This window comes from Carboxydothermus islandicus (genome assembly GCF_001950325.1).
Taxonomy (GTDB): domain Bacteria; phylum Bacillota; class Z-2901; order Carboxydothermales; family Carboxydothermaceae; genus Carboxydothermus; species Carboxydothermus islandicus.
Genome location: NZ_BDJL01000132.1, coordinates 76,393 through 100,562, shown reverse-complemented (window position 1 = coordinate 100,562; position 24,170 = coordinate 76,393). Strand labels below are relative to the sequence as shown.

The 24,170-nt window shown below is 42.3% G+C and carries 29 protein-coding genes; all 29 read right to left on the bottom strand.

The annotated features are described in order from the left end of the window. The 29 genes from ciss_RS11030 to ciss_RS10890 all read right to left on the bottom strand — a co-directional run bounded on the left by ciss_RS11030 (position 1) and on the right by ciss_RS10890 (position 24,106). Positions 1-867 (bottom strand): MinD/ParA family protein, encoded by an 867-nt coding sequence (locus ciss_RS11030; RefSeq protein ID WP_075866341.1) that lies wholly within the window; start codon positions 865-867, stop codon positions 1-3. Between the two features lie 3 nt (positions 868-870). Further along, positions 871-1,923 (bottom strand): flagellar biosynthesis protein FlhF, encoded by a 1,053-nt coding sequence (locus ciss_RS11025; protein WP_075866340.1) that lies wholly within the window; start codon positions 1,921-1,923, stop codon positions 871-873. Positions 1,924-1,925: 2 nt separating this feature from the next. Continuing rightward, positions 1,926-3,977, bottom strand: coding sequence for a flagellar biosynthesis protein FlhA (gene flhA, locus ciss_RS11020; RefSeq protein ID WP_075866339.1), 2,052 nt, complete (start codon positions 3,975-3,977; stop codon positions 1,926-1,928). A gap of 12 nt (positions 3,978-3,989) precedes the next feature. Beyond that, entirely contained in the window at positions 3,990-5,051 is a 1,062-nt protein-coding gene (gene flhB / locus ciss_RS11015) for a flagellar biosynthesis protein FlhB (RefSeq protein ID WP_075866338.1), read from the bottom strand. Further along, the gene (locus ciss_RS11010) at positions 5,041-5,808 is read right to left on the bottom strand and encodes a flagellar biosynthetic protein FliR (RefSeq protein ID WP_075866337.1); all 768 of its coding nucleotides are present in this window, start codon (positions 5,806-5,808) and stop codon (positions 5,041-5,043) included. Before ciss_RS11010 ends, flhB begins: the two co-directional genes overlap by 11 nt. A 14-nt stretch (positions 5,809-5,822) precedes the next feature. Next, positions 5,823-6,092 carry a flagellar biosynthesis protein FliQ gene (gene fliQ / locus ciss_RS11005; protein ID WP_075866336.1) on the bottom strand — a complete coding sequence of 90 codons (270 nt, stop codon included), beginning with the start codon at positions 6,090-6,092 and terminating at the stop codon, positions 5,823-5,825. 20 nt (positions 6,093-6,112) lie between these two features. Continuing rightward, positions 6,113-6,802: a flagellar type III secretion system pore protein FliP gene (gene fliP / locus ciss_RS11000; RefSeq protein ID WP_439951285.1), complete on the bottom strand. Its 690-nt coding sequence runs from the start codon at positions 6,800-6,802 to the stop codon at positions 6,113-6,115. Positions 6,803-6,863: 61 nt separating this feature from the next. Beyond that, positions 6,864-7,211, bottom strand: coding sequence for a flagellar biosynthetic protein FliO (gene fliO, locus ciss_RS10995; RefSeq protein ID WP_075866334.1), 348 nt, complete (start codon positions 7,209-7,211; stop codon positions 6,864-6,866). Next, positions 7,204-7,578, bottom strand: coding sequence for a FliM/FliN family flagellar motor switch protein (locus ciss_RS13045; protein WP_077177569.1), 375 nt, complete (start codon positions 7,576-7,578; stop codon positions 7,204-7,206). The genes fliO and ciss_RS13045 overlap by 8 nt, the downstream gene beginning before the upstream one ends. 16 nt (positions 7,579-7,594) lie before the next feature. Next, positions 7,595-8,077 carry a flagellar basal body-associated FliL family protein gene (locus tag ciss_RS10985; RefSeq protein ID WP_075866333.1) on the bottom strand — a complete coding sequence of 161 codons (483 nt, stop codon included), beginning with the start codon at positions 8,075-8,077 and terminating at the stop codon, positions 7,595-7,597. Positions 8,078-8,085: 8 nt separating this feature from the next. After that, a complete protein-coding gene (flgF, locus tag ciss_RS10980) occupies positions 8,086-8,871 on the bottom strand; it encodes a flagellar basal-body rod protein FlgF (RefSeq protein WP_075866332.1) in 786 nt (261 codons plus the stop codon). Positions 8,872-8,951: 80 nt separating this feature from the next. Next, the gene (locus ciss_RS10975; RefSeq protein ID WP_075866331.1) at positions 8,952-9,326 is read right to left on the bottom strand and encodes a TIGR02530 family flagellar biosynthesis protein; all 375 of its coding nucleotides are present in this window, start codon (positions 9,324-9,326) and stop codon (positions 8,952-8,954) included. A 1-nt stretch (position 9,327) separates the two neighbouring features. Beyond that, the gene (locus ciss_RS10970) at positions 9,328-9,735 is read right to left on the bottom strand and encodes a flagellar hook capping FlgD N-terminal domain-containing protein (RefSeq protein ID WP_075866330.1); all 408 of its coding nucleotides are present in this window, start codon (positions 9,733-9,735) and stop codon (positions 9,328-9,330) included. A gap of 12 nt (positions 9,736-9,747) precedes the next feature. Next, positions 9,748-11,856, bottom strand: a complete 2,109-nt coding sequence (locus ciss_RS10965) for a flagellar hook-length control protein FliK (protein ID WP_075866329.1) — start codon at positions 11,854-11,856, stop codon at positions 9,748-9,750. Positions 11,857-11,873: 17 nt separating this feature from the next. Then, on the bottom strand, positions 11,874-12,293 hold the full coding sequence (locus ciss_RS10960) for a flagellar export protein FliJ (RefSeq protein WP_075866328.1): 420 nt from the start codon (positions 12,291-12,293) through the stop codon (positions 11,874-11,876). Between the two features lie 3 nt (positions 12,294-12,296). Next, the gene (fliI, locus tag ciss_RS10955; protein WP_075866327.1) at positions 12,297-13,601 is read right to left on the bottom strand and encodes a flagellar protein export ATPase FliI; all 1,305 of its coding nucleotides are present in this window, start codon (positions 13,599-13,601) and stop codon (positions 12,297-12,299) included. Next, complete coding sequence (locus ciss_RS10950) at positions 13,594-14,310, bottom strand: FliH/SctL family protein (RefSeq protein ID WP_075866326.1); 717 nt, start codon at positions 14,308-14,310, stop codon at positions 13,594-13,596. Before ciss_RS10950 ends, fliI begins: the two co-directional genes overlap by 8 nt. Further along, on the bottom strand, positions 14,294-15,310 hold the full coding sequence (fliG, locus tag ciss_RS10945) for a flagellar motor switch protein FliG (protein WP_075866325.1): 1,017 nt from the start codon (positions 15,308-15,310) through the stop codon (positions 14,294-14,296). The genes ciss_RS10950 and fliG overlap by 17 nt, the downstream gene beginning before the upstream one ends. A 20-nt stretch (positions 15,311-15,330) precedes the next feature. Beyond that, complete coding sequence (gene fliF / locus ciss_RS10940) at positions 15,331-16,917, bottom strand: flagellar basal-body MS-ring/collar protein FliF (protein ID WP_075866324.1); 1,587 nt, start codon at positions 16,915-16,917, stop codon at positions 15,331-15,333. A gap of 22 nt (positions 16,918-16,939) precedes the next feature. After that, positions 16,940-17,227, bottom strand: a complete 288-nt coding sequence (gene fliE, locus ciss_RS10935) for a flagellar hook-basal body complex protein FliE (protein ID WP_075866323.1) — start codon at positions 17,225-17,227, stop codon at positions 16,940-16,942. 11 nt (positions 17,228-17,238) lie between these two features. Continuing rightward, positions 17,239-17,655, bottom strand: a complete 417-nt coding sequence (gene flgC, locus ciss_RS10930) for a flagellar basal body rod protein FlgC (RefSeq protein ID WP_075866322.1) — start codon at positions 17,653-17,655, stop codon at positions 17,239-17,241. A 6-nt stretch (positions 17,656-17,661) separates the two neighbouring features. Continuing rightward, on the bottom strand, positions 17,662-18,072 hold the full coding sequence (gene flgB, locus ciss_RS10925) for a flagellar basal body rod protein FlgB (protein ID WP_075866321.1): 411 nt from the start codon (positions 18,070-18,072) through the stop codon (positions 17,662-17,664). Between the two features lie 195 nt (positions 18,073-18,267). Beyond that, positions 18,268-18,609 (bottom strand): hypothetical protein, encoded by a 342-nt coding sequence (locus ciss_RS10920; protein ID WP_075866320.1) that lies wholly within the window; start codon positions 18,607-18,609, stop codon positions 18,268-18,270. 24 nt (positions 18,610-18,633) lie between these two features. Further along, positions 18,634-18,957 carry a hypothetical protein gene (locus ciss_RS10915; protein ID WP_075866319.1) on the bottom strand — a complete coding sequence of 108 codons (324 nt, stop codon included), beginning with the start codon at positions 18,955-18,957 and terminating at the stop codon, positions 18,634-18,636. Then, complete coding sequence (gene fliS / locus ciss_RS10910) at positions 18,957-19,343, bottom strand: flagellar export chaperone FliS (RefSeq protein ID WP_075866318.1); 387 nt, start codon at positions 19,341-19,343, stop codon at positions 18,957-18,959. The genes ciss_RS10915 and fliS overlap by 1 nt, the downstream gene beginning before the upstream one ends. A 15-nt stretch (positions 19,344-19,358) precedes the next feature. Continuing rightward, complete coding sequence (gene fliD, locus ciss_RS10905) at positions 19,359-20,780, bottom strand: flagellar filament capping protein FliD (RefSeq protein ID WP_075866317.1); 1,422 nt, start codon at positions 20,778-20,780, stop codon at positions 19,359-19,361. A gap of 12 nt (positions 20,781-20,792) precedes the next feature. Further along, a complete protein-coding gene (locus ciss_RS10900) occupies positions 20,793-21,149 on the bottom strand; it encodes a flagellar protein FlaG (protein ID WP_075866316.1) in 357 nt (118 codons plus the stop codon). 23 nt (positions 21,150-21,172) lie between these two features. Next, a complete protein-coding gene (locus ciss_RS10895; RefSeq protein ID WP_075866315.1) occupies positions 21,173-23,227 on the bottom strand; it encodes a glycosyltransferase in 2,055 nt (684 codons plus the stop codon). A 60-nt stretch (positions 23,228-23,287) separates the two neighbouring features. After that, positions 23,288-24,106 carry a flagellin N-terminal helical domain-containing protein gene (locus ciss_RS10890; RefSeq protein WP_075866314.1) on the bottom strand — a complete coding sequence of 273 codons (819 nt, stop codon included), beginning with the start codon at positions 24,104-24,106 and terminating at the stop codon, positions 23,288-23,290. Positions 24,107-24,170 lie beyond the last annotated feature (64 nt).

Here is a 24,170-nt window from a genome sequence, read left to right as displayed (position 1 = left end):
CTATCCAAAAATTCTTAAAAGCTTGGTGAAAAATCCGGCAAAACCGTCGGTTTTTTGTTCGACTAATTTATCAGAAGTAAGCTTTAGGGCAATTTTTTTCAAGTTTCTGGTGACCAAACTATTGGGAAATTGCAAATAAAACGGCTTCATCTGCCTTACCGCTTCGGAAAGGGAGCGGTCTTCCAAAAGGTACCCCAATTTTTCAATATTAAGGTTGAGAAATTTATTGGCGGCAAGAGTAATGCGTTCGGCAATTTTTTCCCCCTCTTTTTCATCCCGTACGCGGTTTACCACCAGGTAGATTTTTTGCCTGAGCTTGTACCGGGCTAACATTTTGAGCATTGTATAGGCATCGGTTATAGACGTAGGCTCCGGAGTAATAATTAGCACTACTTCCCGGGCTGCCGCCACAAAGCTCATTACTTCCTTGTGGATCCCGGCACCGGTATCAATTAAGATTATATCATAATTTTGGGGAAGATTTTCAATTAACTGGATAATTTTTTTCCTTTGTTTTACATTTAACGAAGCCAGTTCTAAAAGTCCGGCACCGCCGGAAATTAAATCGACATTATTTTGTAATGGCGTGATTAAATCCTCAATATTTTTTTCGCTGTTTAAATAATCTAAAAGGGTACAGCGGGGAATAACACCAAAAAGGAGCTCCACATTGGCCAGGCCTAAATCCGCATCCAAAATTAAAATTTTTTTCTGTAAATCGGCCAGCGCTAACGCTAAATTCGCCGTGAAATTCGACTTGCCCACTCCGCCTTTACCGCTGGTTACCGCAATTATCCGCTGCAGAGTAACATTATCTTTTGCTTCCCCTTTATTTCCTTTAATTAAACCCACCGCCTGCCGGTACATCTTCTACCACCCCTTCCACACCTGCTCAACGATAATTTCCGGGGTAGCAGATATTAAGTCATCGGGAACATTTTGCCCTACACCCAGGTAAACGATTGGCTTTTTAAATTTAACGATTAGGTTTATTAATACTCCAAACTTATCGGTTTCATCTATTTTGGTTACGATAAATTTATTAAAGCCGCAAGGGGAAAAGTCTTTAGCAATTTTTTCCGCATCTTCGGGTTTGACGGTAGCGCTTATCACCAGATAAATATCTTTTTCCTTTTTAACCGCTTCCAAAAAACCGGCCAGTTCCTGAATTTGGTTTTGCTTTTTGGATGGCCGGCCAGCGGTGTCAATAAAAATAGTTTCTCCCTCATTTTGCTTTTGCACCGCCCGCCAAAGCTCCATCGGTGAGCCGGCAACTTTTACCGTTGTACCGAGGTATTTGCCGTAAATCTTGAGCTGCTCGACCGCCCCCACACGAAAGGTATCCAGGGTAATAAACCGTATCGGTTTTTCTTCATGAATTGCCAAACGTCCGGCAATCTTGGCCAGGGTTGTCGTTTTTCCCACACCGGTCGGACCGATTAATGCTTTTAAAGGAAAATCATGGATGTTATCGTAATAGGGTTTAATTAAATTTATTAAATACTCTTTTACCCGCTCCACTCCGTGGGTTTCCTCGGGTGCCATTTCTTCCAAAAAATCCTGCAGTTCCAGCAAAATCTGCTCCACAATATCCGGCGCCAGTTCAAGCTTCAAAAGGCGTTCCCGCCAGCGGGCAAAATTACCCGTTTCGGTCCCGGTAACCCGCGCTAAATCCTTAACCATTAATTTTAATTCTGCCAAATCTTTTTTGACTTCAAAAGTTTCTTTAACCGCCTCTTTTCGGGGTTTTGCCTCTTCATCAACCGCCGCCAACACCTCCAAAACGGGCGGTTTGAAAAACCCGAGAATACCGGGCTGCCGAACTTTTCGGCTCTCCAAAATCATTGCTTCCGGGCCTAAATCAAATTTGATCATCTGGAGGGCTTCCGCCATATCCCTGGCGGTATATTTTTTGATCTTCACCGCTAATTCACCGTCCCTAAAATTTCTACCTCAATATCCGGAGGAATTTCATTAATCCCCAGCAAAATCGCCTGCGGATAAAAACGGTCAAGTAGCCTTCGCAGGGGTAAGCGCACCCGGCTGGAAGTAATGATTACCGGGTACAATCCCCTCCGGGTAACTTCCGTCAGGGTTTGCTTTACCTTTTCAATAAACTGCTCGGTTTTTGCAGTATCCAGCAAAGGATAAATTCCCAGGCTTGTTGGTTGCAAACTTTCGGCAATTTGCTGTTCCCACTGCGGGGTTAAAGTAACGGCATAAAGCTTACCCTCGTGCAAATACTGGCGTACGATTTGCCGGCGAATTTTTTGTCGCACCTGCTCGATTAAAAAGTCAGGGTCCCGGTTCTGGCGGACGGCATCGGCCAAAGCTTCTAAAATGCTGGTTAAATCCCGAATGGAAACATTTTCTTTTAAAAGGCTTTGCAGCACCTTTTGAATTTCTCCGATGGTTAAAAGTTCCGGATATACCTCCTCAACGACTGCCGGCTGGTTTTGCCTGAGGGTTTCTAAAAGTTCTTTTACTTCCTGGCGCCCCAAAATTTCCGCAGCATTCTTTTTAATGAACTCCGTAAGATGGGTAACCAAAACCGCCGATGGTTCAATTACGGTAAATCCTTCTATCTCTAAATTTGCTTTTTGACTTTCCCGTACCCACCAGGCCTCCAGACCAAAGGCCGGTTCTCTGGTGGGAATGCCCTGTTCCGGAGTTTTTTCCCCGGTGGGGTCCAAAACCAGGACGTATCCCGGCAGCAGTTCGCCTTTTTCCGCTTCGGCCCCGCGCAACTTAAAGACGTACTGATTGGGCGGTAACTGCAAATTATCCCGGATGCGTATGGGCCGAACGTACAGGCCAAGTTCTAAAGCTAACTGGCGCCTTACCGCTGCCAGTCTTCCAAGTAAATCTCCTCCCTGGGTTTCATCGGTTAAGGTTATTAAATTGTAACCAATTTCAATTTCCAGGGGATCTATATTAAAGTAATTTAACACATTTTCCGGCTCCCGCTTTTTGGGTACTTCTACTACCGGCTGGGCTTTATCTTTTACCTGACCGGTGTAACGAACCGCCAAGTACCCGCCGTATCCTAAAAGACCTGCCAGTGAAATAAACAACAGGTTGGGCATGGCCGGAATCAATCCCAGCAGAAAGATTATGATTGCCGCCATAATTAAAACCTTGGGAAAAGCGCCCACCTGTTTGGTAAACTCCCGGCCAAAATTTTCGTCGGCTGATGCCCTGGTTACCAGAATACCGGTAGCGGTAGAAATTAAAAGTGCCGGTATCTGGCTAACCAGTCCATCACCGATGGTAAGGACGGTATAAGTTTGCAACGCCTGCAGCACAGGCATTTTCAACTGGATAACCCCAATGAGCAACCCGCCCAAGATGTTAATCAGAAGGATAACAATCCCGGCAATGGCATCCCCGCGCACAAACTTGCTGGCACCGTCCATCGCTCCAAAAAAGTCCGCTTCCCGCTGCAGTTTGCGGCGTTTTTGCCGGGCCTCCTGCTCGGTAATTAGACCGGCATTAAATTCAGCATCAATGGCCATTTGTTTTCCAGGCATCGCATCCAGGGTAAACCGGGCTGCCACTTCCGCTACCCGGCCAGCACCGTTGGTGATAACGACAAACTGAATTACCGTGATGATTAAAAATACCACAAAACCCACAACATAACTGCCACCCACCACAAAGCTACCGAAGGCCTGAATTACCTGTCCGGCCGAAGCCTGACTTAAAATAAGCCGGGTGGACGAAATGTTTAAAGCCAAACGGTATAAAGTCATTACCAGCAGAAGAGTAGGAAATATCGAAAATTGCAGCGGCTCGGTGGTAAACAGGGTAATAAGTAAAATCACCAGGGAAAAGGTTATGCTAAATACCAGTAAAATATCCAGCATAAAGGGGGGCAACGGAATAATGATTAAAACCAAAGTTAAAATAACAAACCCCGCCACGATTAAATCGTAATTATTTTTTAAGAAGGTGTTACCTTTAGAAACGGTAGCCACAGTCTCACCAACTTATCTTTTTCTTTTTTTGCGGTAAACCAAGGCGATAATCTCCGCCACCGCATTGTAAAGCTCTTCGGGAATTTCGTCGCCTACTTCACAATTTTTATATAAAAACCGGGCAACCTCAACATTCTCGACAATCTCAACGTTATGGGCCCGGGCTATTTCCTTAATCTTTTCCGCTAAAAATCCGGCTCCTTTCGCCACAACTTTCGGAGCCGCCATTTTGCCCCGTTCGTATTTTAACGCCACCGCAATGTGCACCGGGTTGGTAACCACCACGGTAGCCTGCGGCACCTCCCGGGCTATTTGGTTTAAAGCAATCTGCCGCTGCCGTTCCCGCAGCCGGGCTTTAATTAAGGGATCTCCTTCCGTTTGACGGTATTCTTCTTTCAACTCCTGTTTGGTCATTTTCAGTGATTGATAGTACTCCCGCCGCTGATACCAGTAATCTACTACTCCAACGACAAAGAGCACAAGAAGCGTATCCAGCGCAATCTTTTTAATTAAGCTAAAATAACCGTTAAAGTATTCAGCTGGCGCCTGACCGATTTTCTGAAATATAAGAGGCAAGTTACTTTTTATCCTGAGGTAAATAACTAACGCCAAAAGGCTAAATTTCAAAAAGTTTTTCGCAAGTTCCACAAAGTTTCTCTTGCTAAAAATCCTGCTAAAGCCGGCAACTGGATTTAATCTTTCCCAGCTTGGCTTTAATGGCTCCGTCGTTAAGATAAAGCCGACCTGCATCAGATTTAGAGCTATTCCCGCAAGCATCCCCAGGAGTAAAAACGGCAAAACAATTTTAAAACTCCAGCCAAAATAATAAATTAAAAGTTCGCGGGTAGCAGATGGGGTAAGTTCAATAAACATATTTCGAAAAACATTACGACTTAAAAGGTAAAATTGCTGATAAAAGTAGCCTCCCAGGATCAGCAAAAGCAAAAAGAATATTAAGAACATTACCGCAAAATTCAATTCCTGACTCTTAAAAACCTGCCCGCGGCGCCGGGCTTCAGCTAACCTTCGGGGAGTGGGAGCCTCGGTACGCTGGTCTTTCTGCTCATCCGCCATAGCCAATTTCCCTTATGATTGTTAAAAGATTTTTTTCCATTAATTCCAGATAAATTCCGGTAAAATACGCTATCCCGGGAAGTAAAAGCCATAAAGTAAAGATGGCCAGTAAAATCTTTAAACCAAAACTCAGCATAAACACATTCATTTGCGGAGCAGTTCGCGCTAAAATGCCAAGGGCTAAATCGCTGATAAGCATCACCATGAGAAACGGTATGGCAATTTCAATCGCTACTAACATAACCAACGCGAAAATCTTTATTAGCAACTCGCTTAGCCCCGGGTGCAGTATCCCTTTGCCGGGAGGAATTAGCTCAAAACTCACCGTCAAAAAAGTTAAGAGGCGGTGGTGTCCGTTGGCCAAAAAGTAGTTTAAGAGGCCGTAGAGATAAATAAAATTGGCCATTAATCCAGCATTGGTCTGGGTCAGGGGATCAAATAGGGTAGCGGCGCTGAGTCCCGAAGTCAGGTCCATAAACTGTCCGGCAATGAGATATAAGTTAGCAAAGATTAAAGTTACGAACCCCAACAAAAGACCAATTAAACTTTCACTGATTAAGAGGAGAAAAAAATTCCGCTGAACGTCCGTTGTCGTAAAGCTTCCTGATACCGTCGGCAGTAACAAATAAGCCACAATCAGGGTAAAAAACCCTTTCACCGCCGGCGGCACACCCCGTACCGGAATGATTAAAGGCGAGATGCCAAAAAAGCCGGCCAGCCTTGCCGCAATTATAAGAAAAATAAGCCACTGGATCATCGTATCTTGAACTCCTAAAAGCGAACTTTAGCCATTTCCTGAAAGATTTGTCCGGTAAAGTCTACCATAATATTTAGCATCCAGCCACTTAAAATTAAAAGGGTTAAAAACACGGCAATTAATTTTGGAACAAAGGTCAGCGTTTGCTCTTGAATCTGGGTTGCCGCCTGCAAGATTCCTACTATTAAGCCAATCACCAGCGAAACAATAAGCGGTGGCCCTACCAGCAAGCTCAAAACGGTAAAGCTTTTTTGGGCCAAATGGATAAAATAGAGCGAATCCATTTTTTCCCTTCTCTCCTGCTTTAAGAAAAACTGCTTACCAAACTCTTAACCACCAGATACCAACCATCGGCCAGAACAAAAAGTAAAAGTTTAAAGGGTAAAGCTACGAGCATCGGCGGAATCATGAACATGCCCATGGACATTAAAATACTGGCAACAACCATGTCAATAATCAAAAACGGTAAAAACAACATAAACCCCATCTGAAATGCCGTTTTTAGTTCGCTGATGATAAAAGCCGGAACAACTACGGTAAAAGGTACGTCGTCTTTGGTTTGCGGCCGTGGTAACTTTGCTAATTCAATAAAGAGAGCTAAGTCTTTTTCCCGGGTTTGTTTCAGCATGAAATCCTTCAGCGGCGCTTCAGCCGCCCGGATAGCTTGTTCCTGAGTAATTTGATTATTTAAGTAAGGTTGTATCGCATCCTGGTTAATTTTATTAATTACCGGCGACATGATAAAAATGGTCAAAAACAAAGCAAGACCAATTAAAACCTGATTGGGTGGCGCTTGCTGGGTACCTATGGCATTTCTTAACAGCGATAAAACTACCACAATGCGGGTAAAGGAAGTCATCAAAAGTAAAAAGGCCGGCACTAAAGCTAAAACCGTTAACAGTACCAAAAGCTTGACGGAGTTAACCACTTCCCGGGGCGAACCCTGCCCGTTAATATTAAGCTGGATATTGGGTATGGGAAGCGGTTCCGCCAGCGCTAATGAACTTACCCCCAGAGTTAATATCAATAATGAAATTCCCGTTATTAGAAGCTTTTTATTTTTTGCTGCCACTTTTAATCTGCCCCACAACTTCAGAAATTTTTTGATTTAGCCTGCTCTCAAAGAAATTACCGTATCCCGGTATTTCCGCTGGTAGATTCTCGAAGGTATCCAGCAACGAAACGTTATCTTCACCGTATCCGGCAAAATAATATTTATCGTTAACTTTTAAAAGCACCAGGCCCGCTTTAGGAGAAAGGGGTAAACGGTCGATAATCTCGATATACCGGCTTTTGAAGCCGATGCGGAAGTTTTTCAGGTACCGGGCCAGGATGAACAAACCGGCCAGTAGCAAAACAAGTACAAAAAACGACCAAAAAATTTGCACAAAATAACTACCCAATTTTTTTCGCCTCTTTCCCAGTATCTTCGTCGGAGTAGCCGGTGATCCTCACTCCGTACATTTCATTAATCACCACCACTTCTCCAACGGCAAACCGCCGACCGTCAATAAAAAGGTCGATTAAATCGCCAATACTTTTATCCAATTCCAGGACATCTCCTTCTTTTAAAGATAAAAGCTGGCGCACAGTCAGCTCGGTGGTACCCATCCGGGCTACAATCTCCATTTTAATGTTATTTAAAAGGGATATCGGTAATTTTTTTTGCCCGGTCGGTACCGGCTCTAAGGGTAAAAATTCCGGTTTCCGGTATGTAGGAACATCTTGAACCATTTTTTTTAAAAATTCTTCCACATCGCGAATGCCCAAGGGACAACCTCCCTTATCACTGGATAATAAAATCGCTGAAATACACGTTTACAATGACAATTTTTTCGGACTTTTTCTCGACCTTTTTATTGAGTTCCGCCGCTGTATCCTGCAAAATTTTCAAAAGCTCTTTTTTTAACTTCTCGCTGGAATTATCACCAACAAGCTCCGTTGATTCCTTGCTTCTAAGAAAAGCAATAACCTTATCTTTAAAAATAACGCTTTTTTCTTCAAATATTTTCGTTGCTCCTTCCCCTTCTCCTTCAATTTCCACATTAATCCCAACCCGCAGATACCTGGAAGCGTCTTCATCGGCCAAATTTACCACAATATCCCCTAACTTGGCAATAACGGTAGGAGGCGGGGGCGGCTCTTTGGCAGCCGCCCCGGAATTTTTTCCAAATAAGAAGTAAGCTCCACCCAATCCTGCCAGCACCGCTACTATCGCTACAATGACAATTAGCAAAATTGTTTTTCCTTTAGCCACTTTTAACTTCACCTCAAATCTTATCTCTTAATGTTCAAAAGTTCCTCCAGCATTTGGTCGGAAGTGGTAATCACCCTGGCATTGGCCTGATAGCCCCTCTGGGTAACAATCATATCGGTAAATTCACTGGCTAAATCCACATTGGACATTTCGAGGTAGCCGGAAACCAGGATTCCCTGACCTTGCTGCCCGGGAGTTACCGGCGAGGAAAAAGAAGTTTGGGTATCAATAGTAGCCGAATAAACGTTTTGCCCTATCCGTTCTAAGGTTTCCGGGTTTTTAAAGCTCATTAAACCTATGGGACCCGCAAATTCTGTGGTACCATCGGAACGAACCAGCTTAATTTGTCCATCGTTTTGAATTGTTAAAGTTACTACAGCTTCCGGATTGTTTATTTGAATGTCAGCACCGTTTACATCCTGCACCCGGTAACCATGGCCGTTTATTAAATAACCGTCTTTGTCAAGGTAAAAGACTCCTTCCCGGGAATAATAGGTCCTGGTGGTTACCGGATCTTTTAGCACAAAGAAACCATTACCCTGAATCGCCACATCTAAAGGACGACCTGTAGATTTAAGTCCGCCCTGGGTAAAAATAGTGTCAACCCCGGACACGTTGACCCCAAGGCCAACATAAGAAGGATAAACTCCCGACTGGTTGGTTTTCTGGTAAATCAAATCTTCAAAATTTACCCGGCTGGATTTGTAGCCAATAGTATTTACGTTGGAAATGTTATTGGCAACAACATCCATTTTATACTGATGGCTTTTTAAGCCCGAAATACCCGAATAAAGTGACCGAATCATCGTAACTCCCCCTTTAAATTTTTATTTTTTACCCGCTTCCGTCGTTCAGCGGGTGAGGGCCCCCTCGCGGTCCAGCCCTTTTACTTAAGTAAAATGGCACTGTCAATATTGGTAATTATTTGTTCTTCCAGTTGCTCCGTTCTGGAAACGGTAATCACCGTTTTATTTACTACCGAGGCAATTATCGCCAAATCTCCGTACACCACCAAACTGTTTCTGGCTCCTTTGGCCCTGGCATTGTCTAACGCCCGGGAAATTTTCAACCACTCCTGTTCCGAAAGCTTAATCCCCCGTTCCAGCAGACGTTTTTCCGCATGATGGGACACTTTGAGTTTGGCCTCCGTTTCCTGCAACAGCTGTTCAAAGCTCCGGGTTGGAGCAGTTTTGGTCAAAGTTTGGGCTGCAGGTTTTTCGTTAACCGTTATTAACCCCTGAAGTTTGCCAATTTCACTCATCTTACCTCACCTCAATAACTTGATCCGGGCTATACTCCTGGCCGTTTACCACCAAACTAATCTGGTCCCCGGACCAGCGCACTGCAGCTACAACCCCTTCTACCAGCGTTTTATCAGCGGTGGCTATCTTCACCGTTTTCCCAATTAAAGCTGCTGCCTGGGCCTTTTGTTCGAATTGTAAGAGTCTTGTTAGGGCTTCGGTTAAATTAGTAAGCTGTTCTAACATTCCAAACTGGGCAAGTTCGGCAATAAATTCGGTACCATCCGCCGGGTTAAGGGGATCCTGATACTGCAGTTGCGCTAAGAAAATTTTCAAAAAAGCATCTTTATCCAGGGTCAATTTTGTTTGCGTGGCAGCATTTGCGGAAGTTGCCATCTGGGAGCTTACCGCTGTAACATCATTTATCACCCTTTCACCTCCTTATACCAAACAGTTCAACCCGGTAACTTTTTCCGCTAAAGGATTTTTTTCCAGTACCGGCTCAGCTACCGGACCATTTTGATAATTTTTAACCTTCTGAAGCCTGGCATTATTTTTTGTGAAAGAAAAGGTATTTTGATTGAAAAAATTGCTATTCTGTTCCAGCCCCACATTAAAGCCACTTAACTCCAGGTGATGCTTTTGTAAAGTTACAGCTAACTCTTTGCCGGCATTCTGTAAATACCAGGCAGCTTCGTTTGAAAAAACTTTTAACGAAATTTCTACATTCTTTCCCGTTAATTTTACCGTGACCCTTACTTCCCCCAGTTCTTCAGGATAAAGTTTGAACGACGCAGTTAAATTGGTACCCGCCTTTTGCGCTTTTTGCACCAGATTTTCTACTTTAGCCAAAAAAGAGGGAAAGTTAAACTTTAAATTTTCCGCAGGAAGCAAATTATCGAGAGCATTCTTTGCTACCTTTGGCGATAAGTCAAAAGTCGGTATTTCAACCGCTGGCTTTGGCTTTTCATGGGTCGCCGTATTTACTTCGCAAAGAAAGCCACTTTTAGCTTCTTTGGAAAAAGTTTTTACTGCTTCTTTTTCCCTTATCGCCTGGCTTGGCTCAGGCTGCAGCCCTTTTGAGCTAAGGTTCAGTTCAGCTTTTACTTCACCTTGTTCCGCTTGCGGAATGTTTTTCTTTCCACCGTTTTCAGCAACTACCGTTACTTCGTTTTTCTTGGGCTCCACTCTTTCAAAAGCCCTGCTCTCGTTCCTTATCTCTTCCGGACTTATCTCCGGCTGCATCCCTTTGCTACCCGGTACCACTTTTAACTCTGCCGGCAATTCCTTTTCTATAAAGGTTACCCCATCCCTGCCTTGATGAAAGCTTCCTTCCCCGACATCCGCCAATGCTCCTGCTACTCCTTTATTTGGTACCGTAATACTCTCTTCCCTGGCGGTGAACCCTTTTGCCCTTAACCCCTGACTTAACTCTTCCTCTAACCCTACCAGTTTAAGTGCCTCATCCTTTACCTGATTTAGTCCCCGGAAAACCCTTTCCTTTCCTGCATCTTCAGCACTTCCCGCTACCTCGTTTACCAGTAACTCCGCTCTTTCTAAAACCCTGCTCCCGTTCCTTATCCCCTCCAGGCTTATCTCCTGCTGCATCCCTTTGCTATCCGGTACCGCTTTTAACTCCGCCGACAATTCCTTTCCTGTAAAGATTGTCCCATCCCTGCCTTGATGAAAGCTTCCTTCCCCTGCATCCGCCAAAGCTACTGCTACTCCTTTTCCCGGTACCATATTACCCTCTTCCGTTACCGTAAACCCTTTTGCCCTTAACCCCTGCCTTAAGCCTTCATCTATCCCTACCAGATTAATCGCCTCATCCTTTGCCCGATTTATTCCCTGTAAAATCCTTACCTTTCCTGCATTTTCAGCATTTCCCCCTAACTCATTCACCGGTAGCTCCACTCTTTCGAAAATCCTGCTCTCATTCCTTATCCCTTCCGGGCTTATCTCCTGCCGCATCCCCCTGCTACCCGGTACCACTTTTAACTCCGCCGGCAATTCCTTTCCTATAAAGATTGTCCCATCCCTGCCTTGATGAAAGCTTCCTTCCCCGGCATCCGCCAAAGCTACGGCTACTCCTTTTCCCGGTACCATATTACCCTCTTCCGTTACCGTAAACCCTTTTGCCCTTAACCCCTGCCTTAATTCTTCCTCTAACCCTACCAGTTTAAGTGCCTCATCCTTTACCTGATTTAGTCCCCGGAAAACCCTTTCCTTTCCTGCATCTTCAGCACTTCCCGCTACCTCGTTTTGAAGCTGTAGTCTTTCGAAAAAACCGTCACCATCGCTTAATATGGTCTCTTCATTAGGCAATATTTCCTGCGGTAAAGGTAAATTCCAAGGACCAATAAGCACCGGCACTATGGTTGCAACCCGGGCAGTATCACCCTCGTTCTTTTGTTCCGTTTCGTACTTTTCGCTGCCAAGAACACCTGCTAAAAGAAGCTCAAAGCTGTCGGCTAACCAGGGTCTTCCTACGGTTTGCAGTTGTCTTTCCGGAACAATTTTAAGCCCCTGCCAGCTCTGTTCTACCTTCAACCCCTTTTCACCCCCTTTCAATTCCTGCGGATATAGCCAAAAAGGGAAATTTCATCTAAAAAAGATTGATTTTCCCTTTTAAGCTCTTCCAGATAACTCGCTTTTGCTTTTTCTTTTAATACTTCCATTTTTTTCTGCTCAATTTTTTTGGCAAGATATTCTTCCTTAGCCTTTTCCTGTTCGTTTATAAGCCTTTCCATCTCTTTTTCCAAAAGCCACTTTTCAGTAGCCAGGTATTCTATCCTCTCCAATTGATGTTCGCGAAATAAAAGGGAATCAATTTTCAGCTCGGCAGCAATGCATTCTCCAATCCGGTTGATCTTTTCTTCCTGGCGCCGGACCGCTTGAATTTTTTCCTGTACCACACGTTTTTGTTGTTCTACTTCATGGGTACGGATTTTTTCCACACCGGCCAGGCGAAAAGAAAATTTTTTCATTTTTTATTCCTCCACCAGCAGGGTGTTCAAAATTTCCTTAGTAGTAGTAAAATCCACTTTTTCATTTTGCTTTTGCTGTAAAAACTGGTTAATTTTTGGTACAAGCTGAATTGCCCGGTCAAGGAGGGGATTGGTTCCCGGCTTATAGGCGCCAATTAAAATTAAATCCTCATTTTGCCGGTAAATATCAAGAATTTCCCGCATTTTCAGGGTTAACGCTAAATGCTGTTCGTCAACAAGCTCCGGCATTAAACGGCTGTTGCTGGCCAAAAGGTCAATGGCCGGGTAATGTCCCTTTCCGGCTAATTGCCGGCTTAACACAATATGCCCATCTAAAAGTCCTCGAACCGCATCGGCAATTGGCTCGTTGAAGTCGTCCCCCTCCACTAAAACAGTATAAAAAGCGGTAATCGAACCTTTATCATCGTTGCCAGCTCTTTCTACCAATTTGGGTAATAAAGCAAATACCGAAGGAGTATAGCCCCGGGAAGAAGGGGGTTCGCCGGCAGCAAGGCCAATCTCCCGCTGCGCCATGGCAAACCGCGTCAGGGAATCCATCATCAATAACACTTTTTTCCCCTGCTCGCGAAAATACTCCGCAATAGCCGTGGCCACAAAGGCACCCTTGACCCGAAACAAAGCTGGTTGCTCCGAAGTCGCCACCACCAGAACCGATTTTTTAATCCCTTCACCCAAATCATTTTCGATAAAGTCTAAAACCTCCCTGCCCCTTTCCCCGATTAGAGCTATCACGTTCACATCCGCTTCAGCATAACGGGCAATCATTCCTATCAGGGTACTTTTCCCCACACCGCTTCCGGCAAAGATCCCAAGTCTCTGCCCTTCGCCGCAGGTTAGGGCGCCATCGATAGCTTTGATACCGGTGGCAAACGGCTTTTTAATCCGCTGACGTTTTAAGGGATTGGGAGGTTTGCGGTCCAGGGAAAAGAGCCGTCCGTAAATTTTATCGGCATTTAAAGGCCTTCCCAAACCGTCCAGCACTTTCCCCAGTAAACTTTTACCCACGGTAATTTGCAGCGGCCGCCGAAGCGGGCGTACCAGGCTTCCCAGACTAACCCCGTTAATTTCCCCTAAAGGCATTAAAATGGCATTTTCCTCTTTAAAACCGACCACTTCGGCTAAAACCCGGCCGTTTCCGGCCAAAATCTCTACCGTCTCACCTACCGAAACCTTTAAACCGTGCGCTTCAACGGTAAGACCTATGACCTGGCGGACCACACCCCAGGGTTTTAAAAACTCATGCTCCTTTAACTGCTCCGTGAGCCGCCCAAGGTTTACTCTACTCATCACCGTAAACTCCAGCTTTAAGCTTTTCTAAAATTTCATCAACAAAGATTTTTAACGAAATAACGTAATTTTCCTCACCCTTAACAACAACCGTTCCGGCCGGCAAATCGGTATCGGAAATCACGGGTATTTTTTCTTCCAAACCCTGTTGCTGTAAAAGTTCTTCTATTTTCTCCCGGTCGGTAGGACTTACCTGAATTACCGGCACCATCTTTTGAGAAAACTTGGCAAGAGCGCTTACAAGCCATTTCCGGTAAAAAAGTATTACTGCCTCCGGTAGCTCCCCTAAAAGCTTTTCAAGGGAAGTCTCGATAAAAGCTATAATCTCCTGTTCTAAACCTTTGATGATTTTTTCCCGTTCGCGGTTAATTTCTAAAATTTTCTCTTCAATTCTCTTTTCGTATTCCTTTTTTAAAGCAGCTTGAAGCTTTTCAAATTCTTGCCGGGCTTTCGCCTGGCCTTCGGTATAACCCTGTTGGTAACCTTTTGCTTTTGCATCTTCTCTTATTATCTCGGCCTCACGCCGAGCAGCGTCAATTATTTCTTGCGCTTTAATTTTGGCATCGTTTAATAAAGCCGAAGATTCGTCATAATTTTTTTCTACGTCCTCCGGTAAAATGACAATTTTTTTAACGGGAATTTTCTGAGCCTCCCCATCGGGTCTCACCGCTACCCCTTCTAAAAGCTTACTTTTAAATGACCAGGGCATCTTCACCACCCCGGGATATTATAATTTCTCCAGCTTCTTCTAAGCGGCGAATGATAGCCACAATTTTCTGCTGCGCCTGCTCCACATCTTTAAGCCGCACCGGTCCCATGTAAGCTAATTCGTCGTTTAACATTTCCGCAGCCCGCTTGGAGAGGTTCTTCATAATCCGCTGCTTGACTTCTTCGGTAGAACCCTTGAGAGCTAAAGCCAGATCCCGACTTTCCACTTCCCGCAGCACCCGCTGTATAGCCATATCGTCCAGGGTAACTATATCCTCGAAAACAAACATTCGCTTTCTAATTTCTTCTGCTAACTCCGGGTTTTGCTGCTCTAAATCTTCGAGGATATTTTTTTCGGTCGAGCGGTCAACCCGGTTTAAAATTTCCACAACCGCCTCCACGCCCCCGGCTTTTGTATAATTTTGCTCAAACACCGATGAGACCTTTTTTTCCAATACTTCCTCAATCTCCCGGATAACTTCCGGTGACGTTCTCTCCATAGTGGCAATTCTTTTTATAATATCGCTCTGCATTTCCGCCGGCATCGAAGACAGTATCATCGCCGCCTGCTCCGGCAGGAGATATGATAAAATCAAAGCGATGGTCTGCGGATGCTCATTTTGAATAAAGTTAATAAGCTGCCGGGCATCGGCTTTCCGTAACATCTGGAAGGGCATTTTGGCGGTTAAACTTATTAATTTTTTAATGATTTCGTTTGCTTTTTGCGGTCCTAAAGCTTTTTCCAGCATTTCCTTGGCATAACTCACACCGCCGGTGGAAATAAATTCCTGGGCCTGGTAAAGTTCCAAAAATTCTTCTACAACCTTTTGTCTTTCTTCCGGTGTAATCTGGCCGATAGTAGCTACCGCCATGGAAATTTTTTCAATTTCCTCTTCGGTAAAATGTCTGGCTAAAATTTTAGCCGAATGTTCCGGCCCCAGGGCAATTAGAAGCTTGGCAATTTTATTGATATTTTTCTTGCGTGTTTCTTCCCGGGCCATCTGCCTCCTCCTTGTCTATCTTACTCGTCCGTCAGCCAGGCTCGCAGTACCATTGCAACTTCATCCGGATTTTTATCCACCAACGATTTTATTTTTTCGATATCTGACTGAACTTTCTGGATTACTATAGGCTCACCCGTTATTTCTCTTACAATAATCCCAGGACCTCTTTCGGTCGCAGCCGCTGCTTCCAGCTCACTGATTCCAACCGGAGCTCGGGGTGAAATGCCCGCAACTGCCGCAGGTTTTTTCCGAAAACGGCGTACCCCGAAAAATACTATTATGCTAAGGAAAAGTAGTGCCCCGGCCCCAATGGCAAGCCATTTATACAATGCCTGTCTTGCCTGCTGTTCCTTCTGAGCTTGCGCCTGCTGTTCTTCCATTTGTTTCTCTAAAGATTTGTCAAAGGTAATGGTGTTGATAATTATCTGGTCGCCGCGGTTTTGGTCGTAACCCATGGCTGCAGCTACGATGTCCCGAATTTTATTTACATCCGCCGCAGGCACTCCCGAATCGATAGCAATAGCAGCGGATAACCGCTTCACCGTTCCCGGTGCCTTGACCAATTTATAGACGGTTTGTCCAACCTGGTAATTGCGGGTAAAGTCTTCTTTAACCCGAACTTCTCCGTTCGTACTGCCATTTATGTACGGGTAATTTTGATTGGTATTTGGTCCCGTCCCGACTATTCCTGAGGCACCGGGACTCCCGTAAACTACTTCTTTACTTCCCTGTTCGCTGACCAGCGGCCCAGGGAGAGCTATCTGGGAGGTAGTTTCTTCCTGGTTAAAATCCAGATCAGCATTGATACTAACTACTGCCTTTCCAGGACCTAAAATAGTGGTAAGCAGGTTATTAATTCGATTTGTTAACTCCGTTTCAAACTGCTTTTTCATTTCTTGCTGGCGTCCGGATTGCGCCGATAAAGCTGAACTTAAATCCACCTGGTCAGAAAGCACATTCCCGTATGTATCCACTACCTGAACATTTTCCGGCTTTAAACCTTCGACACTGTTCGCCACCAGGTAAATTATCCCTTTTATCTCTTCCGGCGTTAATTTTTTTAGGGGCTTTAATTTCAGCAAAATGCTGGCAGTTGCCGGTTTTTCCTCGGAAATAAAAACGCTTTTTTCGGGAAGGACTAAATGTACACGGGCATCCTCCACCGCATCCAACTGCACAATCGTCCGTCGTAACTCCTCCTGCAACGCCCGCTGGTAGTTAACCTGATTTTCAAAATCACTGGCACCTAACTTGGTCTGGTCAAATAATTCAAAGCCAATACCGCTGCCGGTTTCTAACACCCCGGCACTGGCTAATTTAATCCGGGCCTCATATACTTGACTCTTGGGAACCAAAATCGTTGTGCCCTCATCGCCAAGCTTGTAACTTATTTTCCACTCCTTTAACTTTTCCGCAATGGCTCCCGCTTCTCTGGCATCCAAACCGGTAGCCAAAGGGGTAAAGCTGGGCCGTCCCAAAAAAATATAGCCCAGTACCAGCGAAAGTACCGCCGTAAATATTAAAAGCCCGTAAACCCGCTTTTGAAAGCTGCTTAGATTTTGGATACGTTCCTTTATACTCGCCAGGAGGCTCTGAAAATCCATTTACTTCCCCCTATTCCCATGATTAAATCTGCATCCGGCTAATTTCCTGATAGGCCTCAACTATTTTGTTGCGAACTTCCACCGCTAATTGTAAACTCAATTTAGCTTCCTGGGCCAAAATTAAAACCTGGTGTATATCATCCACTTTCCCCGCTAAAAAATCCTGGGTCGCTTGCTCGGCTTTTAACTGTTTTTCGTTAACCTTATCCAAAGCTTCAGCAAGCTTCTTTTCAAAATCTAAAGTTTTTGTGGTTTGTGTCGAATTATTAGATAGAATAGTATTGGGAAAAGAAATGCCGGTAATCTCCATAATTCCCCCTCCTAACGACTAAGCTCGAGAGCCTTAGCATACATGGCTTTAGCCGTATTAAACACCGTAACATTGGCTTCGTACGCCCTCTGAGCGGCCAGTAAATTAACTATCTCGTCGTTGATATTAACGTTGGGATATTTTACTAAACCGGTATTTGGATCCGCATCGGGATGGTTAGGGTTAAACACATAGCGATAGGGAGTTTGGGTATCTTCTACAATCTGACTGACCCTGACTCCGCCTCCTTTAAACCCGGTCTTCGCCTCCAGGATTTCCTCAAAAACCACGTCTTTTCGATTGTATGTACCACCTGCAGGCGTCCGGGTAGTATTGGCATTGGCAATATTATCCACGATGGTATCCAGCCATAAACGGTGGGCGGTAAGGGCCGAAGCGGTTATTTGGAAAGAACTAAAAAACGCCATCTACACTTACCTCCTTCCACCGGTAATCACCATTTCTAAAGAAGCAAGGGTGCCTTTTAGCCGCTCTACCGCTGTTTCATAATAAAGCTGGTTATAAGCCAAATCAATCATTTCGGTTTCAATATCAACGTTGTTCTGGTCTATTCTCAAGGAGGTGGAATTTTCCCGCTTAATTTCTGCAACCGGCAGGCTATTCCCTTTGGCCGTTAAGTGCAAGGGATGGGTAGTTTTTAAAGCAAAATTGCCGTTTTTTGTGTTTAAAAATTCCTGAACCTTTTCCTCAAACACCACTACTTCCTTCCGGTACCCCGGTGTATTGACGTTGGCTATATTGTGAGCAATAACCTGCTGTCTTTTAGCCGCTGCGTCCAACCCGAGTTTCAAAAGGTTATAAGTAACCCCTCCCAAAATGTCCATTCGCTTCTCCCCTCAAGCTCTTAATATCACAATCTGTATATTATATTTGACAAATTTTGAGAAAATCCTTTACTCTTTCGATTTTATCTTAATTTTTTTACCTCGCAAGATAGCACTTATATTTAATTTTGTCAACTTACGACTCACTACTTACCACCGTTATAACAGCCCCTGTTACCAATAAAAAAAGAGGGTTCATACCCTCTCGTCTAACAAAAGCCCTATGGTTTTGGTCAAGTCGGTAAACGCCGTTTTTAATTGCTCCATGCTAACTCGTTTTAAAACCCGATTTTTCAGCTTATCAATGACATACCCCACTTCTTCCTGCTCATCATAAACAAATTCCAGCGCCGGGTTTAAAAAGTTGATCACCTGATTAAACACATCCGCCGCCAATTTCGGAATAAACTCCTTTTCCCCATCATACTCCGGTTCATACCGGACCTGGTCAGCGGTCTTTTTTATTTCCGGAACTTTCGGCTTTACCTGCTCCCGGTATTTTTGCAGAAGCAACGGGTCAATATTGGGTATAATCACCACTTATCCCCCCTTTGTGGGGAATTAGCGTTTCTTATCCAAAAAAACTCCTTCCACATGAAAACTTTTTGTTAAATATGAATTAATTACTTTTTTTTCCTGCTTCACTTTTTCAATTTCCCTTAAAATTTTCTCTTTTTCTACTTCTAAAAGTTTGAGTGTTTTTTCATACTCGGGCAATAATGCCTGGATTTCCTCAGTTTTAATTTCTTCTTTCCCGGAATAATATTTGTTAAAATAACCCGTTATTTCCTCATAGATTTCACTTATATCAAGCTCTTTTTCATTAGCCTGTAATTTTTCTTGAAGTCTTTTTAGCGCTTTAACTATTTCCTGGGAAGTTTTCATTAACCTTCATCCTTTATGCTTTTCTCTTTGACAGCTGCCGCTTGAACCCAGGCTTCCCTCAGTTCCTCCAGGTGTTTTTGCACTTCTTCGATACTCTGGCGGTCTTTTTTGACACTCCCATGAATTAGCCGGTACATAAAGTAATCATAAAGCTGGTAAAGGTTTTTGGATATTTCATAATCCATATCCAGAGTAACCATCAATTCGGAAATTATGTCCTGCGTGCGGCTTATGTAATAGCTAAAATCATCATATTTTTTGTCATCCAATGCTTTAAGCCCTTGTTTTAAAAATTTAATCGCACCATCATACAGCATAATTAATAATTTTTCCGGTGGAGCGGTAGCAATATTTTGCATCTGATATTGAGCGTAGGGATTATTCATTTTAGCTCACCTCGATTATTTCTTGGCAAACTGACCAATTTGTGCTGCTAACCAGTTGCTCTGGGCTTGAAAGCCGGACATCACTCTTTCTAATTGAGTAAATTTATTCCAGAGTTCTTCTTCTTTTCGCGTTAAATAATCGTTAAACCGATCAATTTGATCCTGGACATCTTTTATTTGTTCGGCGAGAGACTTATCTTTAGTCACCAGAATAGCATCGGTGTGGACGCCATTGGCTGTGGCATAAATAGCTAAACTTTCGACATAGGGCTTTAACCGGTCCATTACCCCATTTGCTGCGGCATTGGTGAAAATTTCCCCTACAGCTTTTGCATTTTGCTTGATGAGCTCCGTAAGTTTATTTTCATCCAGGGAAAGGGTGGCTTCCTTTCCGGAAGTAGATATGCCTATAGCCATCAAGCTATTTAAAGTAACCGTCTTGCCATTGTAAGTTGCCGTTTCGGTAAGACCGGAAACAGCACTTCCAACTATCTGTCTTAATTGAAACATGATTTGCTGGGCAGTGGCATCTCCCAGCAAAACTCCTTTTGTTTTGGTACTGGGGTCATAAGCAGTTTTTGTTGCTAAATCGTTCATCAAATCATTATACTTGTTTACAAAAGTTTTTATTTTATCAATGATAGAAGCAGTATCGTTATCAACGGTAACACTGACAGACCCGGTTTTTTTTACATTCAGGGTAACGCCGTATATGGCGTCACTAATTGTATTCGAATTGCGAATCACCGTTAAACCATTAATAATTAATCTGGCATCAGCACCAGACCGGACAACATTAACCGCATTACCATTGGCATCAGCAATTCCCAATGCTTGTAAGGCATCACCGCTTACTGCCGTAAAAGATATCGAGTTAGCTGACCCGGTAACATTGGCTGTTAATAAAAGTTTATTATCAACAATTGAAGCTGTAACGCCGGCCTTGGCATTATTTATTTTATCTCGAATACTTACCAAGCTATCGGTAGAATCAATAGAGATAACAATATCATTACCCTGGCTATCTTTTTGCACTACCCCGCCAATTGCTATTTTAAAGGAAGTTGGATTCAAATTTAAGGCTGCTGTAATAGAAGTTTGTTGGTTTGAGCCAATAACGTAACTGGTAGCTATACTTTGCACTTCTATGGTATAACTTCCTTTAACAGCGGTTGATTGAGCAGATGCTGTAAGGATAGTAGTATCCGAAGAAGTAGCGGTAAGGGAAGTGTAAAGAGACGTTGACTGCAACGACTGAAGAGTTGAGTATAACGTGCTTAGCTTCGTTCTAATTTCACTCCAGGCTTTGCGAACTGCTTCCAAATTCGCTTTTCGCTGCTCTAATTTTTCAAGAGGCTTTCTTTCAATCTGCATCAGTTGTTCAACAATCTTGTTAGTATCAAGCCCGGAAGCCAAACCCCCAATTTGAATGGGCATTGCCCTCACCTCTTAAATTTTAGTATCAACCAAAATACCCAGTAATTTCTTTATCTCCGCCACTATTTCTAAAACCTGATGGGGCGGAATTTCCCTGATTACTTCTTTGGTCTCGGCATTGATAACTTTCACCATCAGTTCTTTAGAGTCCTCATGAATTTCAAATTTAAGCTCTGTGGGAGTAAAAGAGTTTACTACTTTATTTAATTTTTCAACAGCAGCTTCTAACTGGTTTTTATTTATATTCCCGGTTTCCAAATTTTTTTCTTCCCGGGGTTCATTTAAGATATTTTTAACCGGTTCAACTGCAGACGCTTTAAGCAAATTAACGTTAGTTAATTTTAAAGGGTCAATGGAGTTCATATTCATATTCCTTAACCCACCCTTTTAGGTTAAAGTTTTTTTACCACTGCATTTAAGGCTTTTAAAATCTCCGCCTCGGGGTATTTTCGGATTGCTTCACTTAAAATTTCCTTTAATTCTTCGTATCTTTGCAATGAATTATAAAGAGTAATTAATGCTAAATAATACTTAAATTCCCGTTTTTCCGATAGTGCTTTTTGGTAAAAACTAATAGCTTCTTCTTTTAAATTTTTCATTTCACAAATTTTACCTAAGATATAATAAGTTTCATCATCAGCCTCATGCTTTTTAACTGCTTCCAGTAAGGCCTCTGCCGCTAAATCATAAAACTCTTGTCTATAAAAAAGTTTTCCAAATTTATCTTTTTTATTGTTAATGAAGTGATTACTTTCAATTAAGTTATAGACTATTTCAAATTCATCAAATTTATCTAAACTTAAAAAAGTTGCAGCCAGTTGCCATAATTCTTTTTCAAGTTTTTCCCTGTCAAACTCATCTTTATATTCAACTTGCTTTAATTTTCCAGAGGATAAACTCTCTAAGAAGCATCCTAAAATGTAATTTTTTTCATTAAAACTTAATAACTCCTCTTTTGCCAAAAGTTTATAGTAATTTTTCGCGTTATCTATATCATTAAGACAAACTTCAACTAAAACTGCCAAATATAGACCTGTTGAATATAAAAATGGATTTTTCTTTTTTAATTCTTCAACTATTATTTCCCTTAAAAGTTCGCTACTTTTGTTGAATTTCTTCTGCCAGAAAAATATTTCTGCTTTCTTTAGTTTAAGCTCCAAAGAATCAGGAATTTTTTCGGTAAACTCTAAGGCTAAATCATATTCTTTTAATGCCCCTAAAAAGGCAGCAATATTACCAATAACCACCTCATGATCTACATTAGAAAATCTCTTTTTAACTTCTTCCCTTGCTTTTTCCCGTGGCAACTGATTATAAAGAAAGAAAATTAAAGAGTCTACAGCCTCAAGAAAAAAAGGTTCAATTTTTAAAGCTTCTTCATAGCATGTCAAGGCATCTTTATAGTCGCCTAACGCTTCTTTAATTCTTCCCTTTAAATGCCAGGCACGAAAACTCCCTACCCCACGTAAATGCATGATATAAGGTGGAGGTTCACCCATGGCAATTGCTTTATCTATAATTTTTAGGGCATTTTCATACTTCTTTAAATTTACCAAAGTTCCAGCATAGTAATAATAAAACTCACTATCTTCAGGATAAATTTTTACTACATCTAATAAAATTTTTAAAGCATCTTTATTTCTTTTAAGTTCAATTAAATCGCGAACCAATCTTTTAAATAAATTATTAGCGTATCCTACATTATAATTTGGTAAATATTTTACAGCAAGTTTATACTCTTCAATAGCTTTATCAAACTTTCCAATTCTATCATATTCTAAACCAAGATTATACCTATTAAAACTATTTTTGGGATCTTTTTTTAATTCTCTCTCAAGAATGACCATATTTCTATTAATCTTATCTTTTTTTTGAACAATTTCACTTATATATCCGTAATGACGTAATATTTTACCACCATAAATGTGAATTTTATTTCCGTTTTCTAATATTTTCCCTACAATTTGCTCATGGATTGCTCCTCGATAACGATATTCTGGTTTATTACGAAAAATCCTTATTTGATTTACATAAATGCTATTCACATCAAGAAATGTAATATTAGAAATATTTAAAATACCAATACCTATACCACCTACATCGATTGAAGCAGTTTTTAAAAATTGTTTTAAGTTTTGTAATTCATTATAATTATCAAGTATTAATTCCTCATCTGCATCAACAATAAAAATCCATTCACCAGAAGCTTTATCGATTGAAGCATTTCGTGCCGCAGCAAAATCACCATTCCAGGGAAAATAGTCAATAATATCAGCATATTTTTTAGCAATTTCCACCGTATTATCTTCAGATCCAGTATCAACGATCACTATTTCATCAACAAAATTCCTTAAACTTTTTAAGCATCTTTCTAAAACATCTTCTTCATTTTTTACGATTAAACAAGCAGAAATTAGTTTTTCCCTTGTTTCAGTAGTTTGAGCCAATTTTTTCCCCACCCTTAACTTTAAAGTAAGGCCAGCTCATAAGAGCTGGCCTTCATATTACTACCGTAATAGCTGTAAAACTGCTTGCGGTGCCTGATTCGCTTGAGCTAAGATTGCAACACCCGCTTGTTGTAATATTTGATTCTTTGTAAAGTTCATCATCTCCTGAGCCATATCTACATCCCGAATCCGGGATTCAGACGCCGTTAAGTTTTCAGCAGCAGTACTTAAGTTAGCAATTGTATGCTCTAAACGATTTTGAAGTGCACCTAAATAAGCACGTAAACTTGAAACATACTCAATTGCATCATCAATTGCGCAAATAGCTTGGCTTGCAGCTGTAGCATCATTAACAGTTATTCCATCCAACGATAAAGCAGCCGTAGAGACATCAGAAATACTAATTGTAATTACTTGCCCGTCATTAGCACCAATTTGTAATAATTTACTGTTAAAAGTACCATCTAATAACGGTTGTGTATTAAATTCCGTAGTGTTTTGAATTCTATCAATTTCAGATAATAACTCTTTCATTTCTTGCCCTATCGCGTTACGATCTTCATCTGTTAATGTATCATTTCCAGCTTGTACAGCAAGCTCGCGCATTCTTTGTAATATGTTATGAATTTCGTTCAGTCCGCCTTCAGCAGTTTGAATTAAGGAAATACCATCCTGCGCATTTCTAACTGCCTGATTTAGTCCTCTTATTTGCCCTCTTAATTTTTCTGAGATAGCAAGGCCTGCTGCATCATCGCCAGCCCGGTTAATCCGAAGGCCGGAAGAAAGCTTTTCCATTGACTTTTGAAGTGCAGTAGAAGTATTATTAAGCGCCCTCCAGGCATTCAAAGCCTCAATATTGTTGTTAATCCGAAGACCCATATTTATCCTCCTCCTTGAATTTTTCGTTGGCATCCCTGCCAGATAATTTAAGTCAGGTGGCCAC

Excerpts from the sequence above, each read along its gene's own strand:
- fliE (WP_075866323.1), bottom strand. The coding sequence starts at position 17,227 with ATGGAGATTACCGGCATTTCTTTTCCCAATACTATTCTATCTAATAAT.
- ciss_RS10915 (WP_075866319.1), bottom strand. The coding sequence starts at position 18,957 with ATGAAAACTTCCCAGGAAATAGTTAAAGCGCTAAAAAGACTTCAAGAA.
- fliQ (WP_075866336.1), bottom strand. The coding sequence starts at position 6,092 with ATGGATTCGCTCTATTTTATCCATTTGGCCCAAAAAAGCTTTACCGTT.
- ciss_RS10900 (WP_075866316.1), bottom strand. The coding sequence starts at position 21,149 with ATGAATATGAACTCCATTGACCCTTTAAAATTAACTAACGTTAATTTG.
- ciss_RS10950 (WP_075866326.1), bottom strand. The coding sequence starts at position 14,310 with ATGCCCTGGTCATTTAAAAGTAAGCTTTTAGAAGGGGTAGCGGTGAGA.
- fliD (WP_075866317.1), bottom strand. The coding sequence starts at position 20,780 with ATGCCCATTCAAATTGGGGGTTTGGCTTCCGGGCTTGATACTAACAAG.
- ciss_RS10975 (WP_075866331.1), bottom strand. The coding sequence starts at position 9,326 with ATGAGTGAAATTGGCAAACTTCAGGGGTTAATAACGGTTAACGAAAAA.
- ciss_RS11010 (WP_075866337.1), bottom strand. The coding sequence starts at position 5,808 with ATGATCCAGTGGCTTATTTTTCTTATAATTGCGGCAAGGCTGGCCGGC.
- ciss_RS10960 (WP_075866328.1), bottom strand. The coding sequence starts at position 12,293 with ATGAAAAAATTTTCTTTTCGCCTGGCCGGTGTGGAAAAAATCCGTACC.
- flgB (WP_075866321.1), bottom strand. The coding sequence starts at position 18,072 with ATGGACATTTTGGGAGGGGTTACTTATAACCTTTTGAAACTCGGGTTG.
- flgC (WP_075866322.1), bottom strand. The coding sequence starts at position 17,655 with ATGGCGTTTTTTAGTTCTTTCCAAATAACCGCTTCGGCCCTTACCGCC.
- fliI (WP_075866327.1), bottom strand. The coding sequence starts at position 13,601 with ATGAGTAGAGTAAACCTTGGGCGGCTCACGGAGCAGTTAAAGGAGCAT.
- flhB (WP_075866338.1), bottom strand. The coding sequence starts at position 5,051 with ATGGCGGATGAGCAGAAAGACCAGCGTACCGAGGCTCCCACTCCCCGA.
- ciss_RS11030 (WP_075866341.1), bottom strand. The coding sequence starts at position 867 with ATGTACCGGCAGGCGGTGGGTTTAATTAAAGGAAATAAAGGGGAAGCA.
- fliF (WP_075866324.1), bottom strand. The coding sequence starts at position 16,917 with ATGGATTTTCAGAGCCTCCTGGCGAGTATAAAGGAACGTATCCAAAAT.
- fliS (WP_075866318.1), bottom strand. The coding sequence starts at position 19,343 with ATGAATAATCCCTACGCTCAATATCAGATGCAAAATATTGCTACCGCT.
- flgF (WP_075866332.1), bottom strand. The coding sequence starts at position 8,871 with ATGATTCGGTCACTTTATTCGGGTATTTCGGGCTTAAAAAGCCATCAG.
- ciss_RS10890 (WP_075866314.1), bottom strand. The coding sequence starts at position 24,106 with ATGGGTCTTCGGATTAACAACAATATTGAGGCTTTGAATGCCTGGAGG.
- fliG (WP_075866325.1), bottom strand. The coding sequence starts at position 15,310 with ATGGCCCGGGAAGAAACACGCAAGAAAAATATCAATAAAATTGCCAAG.